Raw genomic sequence first — 3,555 nt, 5'->3', positions numbered from 1 at the left:
AGGCGCGGCGCTGGGCCGGTGTGGGCATCGGCCTGGCGACGGCGCTCAAGCTCTTCCCGGTCCCGCGCCGTCGACCCGCGCGACCACCACCGTGGCCCAGCCCTCGCCGACCGTACGCACGTCCGGCTTCTTCCCGTCGGCCGGCCTGCCCCGATCCTCGGCGGGCCGCGCCTCGTCCTTCTCCTCGGTCACCGTCACGCCCGGCGGCGGGTTGAAGGTGAACTGGTCGGCGTCCGGCCGGGCGTACGAGATCTGGGTGAAGGCCATCTCGAACGCCGGGGAGTCGCTGCCGTCGGCGAACACCTCGAACCGCAGCGGCACGTGCTCGCGGGCGTCGATGGCGATGCGGACCTGGTTGACCAGCGAGGCGGCGTCGCGCGGGGCGAGCACCAGCTCGTACGCGTCCCGCCCGGCCACCCGGGCGGCCCGGCCGACGCTCACCTCGGTGCTCGGGTCGATCGCCGCGAGCGCCCGGTCGGCCGCCTCCTGCGGCGTCGCCGGCAGCTCGGGGGCCGACTCGCGTCCGGCCTCGGCGGGCAGCACGCGGTGGGTGGCGGTGTTGGTCCGGCTGTTCCAGGTCCACACGTCCCGGCCGTTGCGGACGATGTCCTGCTCGCCGAGGGTGTCGAGCAGGGCGACGCGCTGCTTGTCCGGCCCGGAGTGCCACACCCGCAGGGTGTGCGTACCGGTCAGCAGGGTGGTCAGCTCGTTGCCGCCGACCAGCCCGACCAGCGGCGGCAGGCCGAGGTCGGCGCGCTGGACGACCGTGCCGGACAACCCGTCGAGGCGGGACGTCTGCAGGTCGACCAGGAGCTGGGCGGCGGTCCGGGGCGGCAGGCTCGGCTCGGCCTGGGCGGCGAACGTGCCGATCGCGGCACCTCCGCCCACGACGGTCACGGCGGCGGTCAGTGGGACCAGCCAGCGCAGGACGGGACGGCTCTTCAGGACGGACATGTGGGCACCTCCTGGGACACATCCTGCCTGGTCCACGCTGTGAAGGTGCTGAGGAACTCCCCTACGGGTGCGAGCGTAGGGGTGGCACTCTTGACCCCGTGCGGTTGCTGGTGGTGGAGGACGAGTCCCGGTTGGCGTCGGCGCTGCAACGTGGGCTGGCGGCCGAGGGGTTCGCGGTGGACGTCGCGGCGAGCGGCCCGGCCGGGCTGGACGCCGCCCGACACGGCGGCTACGACGCGATGATCCTCGACGTGATGCTGCCCGGCCTCTCCGGTTACGAGGTGGTCCGCCGGCTGCGCGCCGAGGAGCACTGGCTGCCGGTGCTCATGCTCTCGGCCAAGGACGGCGAGTACGACCAGGCGGACGGGCTGGACTGCGGCGCCGACGACTACCTCACCAAGCCCTTCTCGTACGTGGTGCTGCTGGCCCGGCTGCGGGCGCTGCTGCGGCGCGGCGCTCCCGAGCGCCCGACCGTGCTGACCGTCGGGGACCTGCGGCTGGATCCCGCCCGGCGGCGGGTGACCCGGGCGGACGCCGAGGTGGCCCTGACCGCGCGGGAGTTCGCGCTGCTGGACTACCTGATGCGGCGCGCCGGTGAGGTCGTGTCGAAGACCGAGCTGCTGGACCACGTGTGGGACGCCGGGATGGAGACCGCCCCGAACGCCGTCGAGGTCTACGTCGGCTACCTGCGACGCAAGATCGGCCGCGAGCGGTTGGAGACCGTGCGCGGCGCCGGCTACCGGCTCGCTACGTGAGCGCGAGGAGTGAGCCGGTGTTGCGAGCCCCGCAGCCGCGAGCCAAGGCGGTGCCGTGAGTCCCGGCATCCCGCCGGGGCCGGTGCGCCGGCCGTGGCGGCGGCTGCGGGCCGCGCTCGGCCTGCGGGGCCGCCTCATGGTGATCGGTGTGCTCGGTGTGTCGGTCGGCCTGGCCGTCGGTGGGCTGGTGCTGCTCGGCGTGCTCACCTGGTCCCTGCACCGCACCGTCGACACCGAGGCGTTCCGCACCGCCGACGCGGTGGCCCTGCTGGCCGCCGAGGACGCCCTGCCCGACCCGCTGCCGGTCGCCGGAGGGCAGGTCCGGGTGCAGGTCGTCGACGCGCAGGGCCGCGTCCGGGCCGCCTCGATCGACGCCGACCGGCTGGTGCCGATGGTCCGGCCGGATCAGGTCGATCGGGACGCCCCGACCCGGCTGACCGTGTCGGGGGAGCGGGTCGGCCTGACCGGGCCGGTCCGGGTCGTCGCCGTGCCGGCGGGCACCGCCGAGGACCCGCTCACCGTCCTGGTCGCCCGGTCGCTCGGCGACGTCCGGCAGAGCGCGCACGTGGTCCGGACCATCCTGCTGGTCAGCTTCCCGCTGCTGGTGGCCGTGCTCGCGGCGGTCGCCTGGCGGGTGGTGGGCGCGACCCTGCGCCCGGTCGAGGCGTTGCGCCGGGGTGCCGAGGAGATCACCGGCCGGGACGGGAGCGGGCGGCTGCCGGTACCGGCGTCGCAGGACGAGATCCACCGGCTGGCGGTCACCCTGAACGACATGCTGGACCGGTTGCGCTCCGGCCGGGACCGGCAGCGGGCCTTCGTCGCCGACGCCGCGCACGAGCTGCGCAGCCCGCTGACCAACATGCGGACGGAGCTGGAGGTCGCGCAGCGGTTGGCGGACCGCACCGACTGGCCGGCGGTGTCGGTGAACCTGCTGACCGACGTGGAACGGCTCAGCCGGTTGGTGGACGACCTGCTGCTGCTCGCCCGCACCGACGAGGCGCCCGCCGTCCGGTCGGCCGGGCCGGTGGAGCTGGGCGGGCTGCTCGCCTCGGTGGCCGCCCGGTACCCGTCGCCGCCGGTGCGCCTGGTCGCCCCGGCCGCTCCGGCGTGGACGGTGGGGGACCCCGACGAGCTGCGCCGCATCCTCACCAACCTGGTGGACAACGCGGTCCGGCACGCGCGCACCGAGGTGGTGCTGGCGGCCGAGCCGGGTACGGGGGAGGGCGGCGTCGGGGCGTACCACCGGGTGACGGTGACCGACGACGGGCCCGGCATCCCCACCGCGGACCGGGAGCGGGTCTTCGGCCGGTTCACCCGGCTCGACCCGGGCCGGGACCGCGACGTGGGCGGCGCAGGGCTGGGCCTGGCCATCGTGCGGGAGCTGACCCGCCGGGCGGGCGGCCGGATCCACCTCGCCGACGCCGATCCGCCTCCGGGCCTGCGGGTGGAGGTGCTGCTGCCGGTCCTGCCCGGCGAGGAGCCGGACGGTGATCGTCTGCGCGTGACCGGTCCGACGATCGGCGTGTCGGACCGCTGAGGCGCAGACGATCACCGGTCGGTCAACGGCGCTTCGTGCAGACCGCCTTGCTGGTGGCGATCGTGTCGGCGGACCAGACCACCCCCACCGTGAAGCAGTAGTCGGTGCTGCGGTTGAGGTTGTAGGCGATGAACTCGGTGGTGCCGGCGGGCAGGTTGGCGAAGGCGTTCGGCGTCTGGCCGGCCCGGCCCCCGGAGATGACCACCGGCCCCTCACCGCCGGCCGGGTACGTCCAGCGCAGCACGACGCTGTCCCGGTTGTCCCGCAGGGCGAGCGCGCCGGGTGGGGTGCCCGGCGGGGCGGGGGCGC

The 3,555-nt window shown here is 75.4% G+C and carries 2 protein-coding genes and 2 pseudogenes; 2 read left to right on the top strand and 2 right to left on the bottom strand.

What is annotated here, in order from left to right; all coding sequences use genetic code 11:
* Positions 1-72 precede the first annotated feature (72 nt).
* A pseudogene (locus AB0I76_RS25265) lies at positions 73-954 on the bottom strand (sigma-E factor regulatory protein RseB domain-containing protein); the annotation flags it as partial.
* Positions 955-1,052: 98 nt separating this feature from the next.
* Between AB0I76_RS25265 and AB0I76_RS25260 the strand changes: the two are divergent.
* Both AB0I76_RS25260 and AB0I76_RS25255 read left to right on the top strand, forming a co-directional pair.
* The gene (locus tag AB0I76_RS25260) at positions 1,053-1,709 is read left to right on the top strand and encodes a response regulator transcription factor (RefSeq protein ID WP_357040193.1); all 657 of its coding nucleotides are present in this window, start codon (positions 1,053-1,055) and stop codon (positions 1,707-1,709) included.
* A gap of 136 nt (positions 1,710-1,845) precedes the next feature.
* Positions 1,846-3,246: a HAMP domain-containing sensor histidine kinase gene (locus tag AB0I76_RS25255; protein WP_357040196.1), complete on the top strand. Its 1,401-nt coding sequence runs from the start codon at positions 1,846-1,848 to the stop codon at positions 3,244-3,246.
* Positions 3,247-3,268: 22 nt separating this feature from the next.
* Here the strand turns inward: AB0I76_RS25255 and AB0I76_RS25250 are convergent.
* Positions 3,269-3,555: pseudogene (locus AB0I76_RS25250) on the bottom strand (tetratricopeptide repeat protein); the annotation flags it as partial.

The organism is Micromonospora sp. NPDC049799, assembly GCF_040656655.1.
Classification (GTDB): domain Bacteria; phylum Actinomycetota; class Actinomycetes; order Mycobacteriales; family Micromonosporaceae; genus Micromonospora.
The sequence above is the reverse complement of the archived record's forward strand: the minus strand, read 5'-3'. Positions and strand labels throughout refer to the sequence as shown.

What these genes read in the sequence shown, in the direction of transcription:
- AB0I76_RS25255 (WP_357040196.1), top strand. Translation starts at nt 1,846, where the DNA reads ATGGTGATCGGTGTGCTCGGTGTGTCGGTCGGCCTGGCCGTCGGTGGG.